Below are 2,505 nucleotides of genomic sequence, written 5' to 3' on the forward strand. Positions count from 1 at the left end.
CGCGAGCACAAGAAGCTCGCTCTGCGCCAAGCCGCATGACCAGCATCATGGCCGCCCCATTTTGCAGAACTTGACGCACACAACCCGAAATCCAGCCTAGGTGTTTGATCCCAGACTTTGTTGGGGGGTCCTTACCTTCCGAATCAAAAGATGCGCTATGGGCCAAAGTTCTGCATGGGAACGCCACAACGACAGAGGCGGTCCGTCGAGCGATACAGCATAGCCTGAGGACGCTGGCCAAGCGCTACGGGATCGCTTTCCGGCGCTACACGCTGCTGCCGCTCGACGACTGCCTCTATGCGCTTCAGGCGATCATCCCGCACGTGATACGGTCTTCATTGCATCGCTGCCTGCAACGCCATGGCATCGGCCGGCTCCCGGATGTCGAGGGCGACAAACCGGCGAAGAGGAAATTCAAGAGCTCCCCGATCGGCTACTTCCACGTCGACATTGCCGACCCGCAGACCGCGGAACCAAGCTCTATTCTTCGTGGCCATCGATGGGGACACGTCCAAGTTGAATTTTAAGCGGACCACCAAGATGAATCGCAGCCGATTCCTGTCGCACGGCCATGGAGCACCTTCGGGCGCACCTGCCCCTTAGAACGGCAGAGCATTGCGGCGTGCCGAAGCAGGTTTAGAAAGTCCCCACCCCCACACGGGACAGGCAACCCGCTGCAACCCTGTCCTTTATGCCTCCGGTGCGGCTATTCGTGTTTCATCCAGCTCTGCTTTAAGCTGGCCGGTAAGGAGCGGGACAGAGCGGCGCGCGGAAGCGATGTCGTCCCGGCGACATCCTGCCAATTACTGCTGGCTGATGCGCGGACAGCAACGCTCAAATCGAATGCAACAGATCCGTCAAAATAACTTCACAGGATCTTTGCAACCGAAATCCCTGGCGATGGTACAACTGGCGTGGCCAAGAAGCTATCTCGATTCCGCAGGGACCGCCGCGGGCGCGCAGCATTGGAGTTAACAACAATGGCAAGAAGAGCACTCATCATGATTGAAGGTGCAAGCAATACCCGGCACTACGCTCAAGCGGCCCAACGTATGGGTCTTCATCCAATTATCCTATCGGCTGATCCTTCCCAGTTCGGCTATCTTGGAGCTGAAGAGAGTGAAGCCATCCGGGTCGATACACGCAACGTGGATGCGCTGATTCACGAATGTTCCCGGCTGCTTGCAATCCACGGTCTTGCAGGCATTACATCTCCCAGCGAGTTAGCCTGCGCGACAGTTGGCAAGCTTTGTAGGCATTTCGACCTACCGGGACCGAACCCTACATCGATTGAACGATGCTGCGACAAATTCACTCAACGCCAGCTTCTCGCGGAGGCTGGCGTCGCGATACCTGCTTACCGCGTGGCAACAAACGCGAAGGAGGTAGAAACTTCTGCCGCGGAGATTGGCCTGCCGGCAATTGTCAAGCCAGCCGTCGACAGCGGCGGCAGCAGCGGGGTTCGACTGTGCCGCACGCTCGACGAATTGGCCCAACATACGGCCTATCTATTGGGCGAAAAGCACGTGTGGCGGTCTTCACCGAGGATGCTAATCGAAGAATTCATACATGGTCCCCAGTACATGGCTGAGACAATGGGAAATGAGCTCATTGCGATTGGCACCATGGACTTTGGCCCTCCTCCGCATTTCGTCTATCGTGAGTGGACAGTTCCGGCCCCGCTGACCAACGAAGAGTGCGAGCGTATCGCCGAGGTTTCGCTGTGCTGCTTGCGAGCTCTCGATCTTGACTGGGGACCAACGGACATTGAACTCCGATGGGCCGAGCGTGGGCCGGTGGTTATTGAGGTCAATCCGCGACTTGGGGGGTGGGCCGTTCCTCAACTGGTTCGCCTGGCTTACGGGGTCGATCTCGTTGCCGAACACATGAAAGTTGTAATCGGGGAGGAATTGGATTTGCGTAGATGGCAGTCGCATACGGCGGCCGTGCGGTTCCTGGTTCCTGAAGGCGATGGCACCCTGGATTGGGTCAAGGGGGACAGGCAAGCCGCTGCTATGTCAGGCATCGCTGACGTCAAATTTTATGTCGACCCCAAAACGCCGATCTGCAGGAAAGGCGACTCTCGAGACTGCATCGGACATGTCATCGCCAATTCACCAAGCCGCGCTCGGACCGGGGCGACACTTCAGCATGCCGTCGACTTAATTGATTGGTCGATCACACCATTTCCGACTCTTGGCGAATAGGAACAATCTGCCGCCCTTCTCCCCAATCATGGTGGCGGTAGCTGTAGAGCTTCAACATGTTGTCCAAGGTTAGGGCGAGGCACTAATAGCTGTTTTGGATTTTAAGCTCCCGTGGGGAGGGTGCCAACTGTAGCGGTGCAGCCAGACCGGCAACTCTGCGGCGCGGTGATCTGAAGCAGTGGGATCGGCAATGGCATAGGCCCATTCGCAGCGAGATCGTGTCCCGCGGCGTGGTGTAGCTGGCGGCATTAGTCGCCGTGCTCTCCGGCATGGGCCGGGCTGATCAGCGCGCCACGGC

Annotated in this window: 1 protein-coding gene and 2 pseudogenes; 2 read left to right on the plus strand and 1 reads right to left on the minus strand. The window is 57.9% G+C overall.

Annotation, left to right across the window (positions count from 1 at the left end; translation table 11 throughout):
- Positions 1-107: 107 nt before the first annotated feature.
- A pseudogene (locus NKJ78_RS30670) lies at positions 108-561 on the plus strand (transposase family protein); the annotation flags it as partial.
- 419 nt (positions 562-980) lie between these two features.
- Entirely contained in the window at positions 981-2,207 is a 1,227-nt protein-coding gene (locus tag NKJ78_RS30675) for an ATP-grasp domain-containing protein (protein ID WP_352562812.1), read from the plus strand.
- 43 nt (positions 2,208-2,250) lie between these two features.
- Here NKJ78_RS30675 and NKJ78_RS30880 read toward each other — a convergent pair.
- Positions 2,251-2,505 (minus strand): annotated as a pseudogene (locus tag NKJ78_RS30880) (hypothetical protein); the annotation flags it as partial.

Origin of the sequence: Mesorhizobium sp. M0037, assembly GCF_040323635.1 — a bacterium.
Taxonomy (GTDB): Bacteria; Pseudomonadota; Alphaproteobacteria; order Rhizobiales; family Rhizobiaceae; genus Mesorhizobium.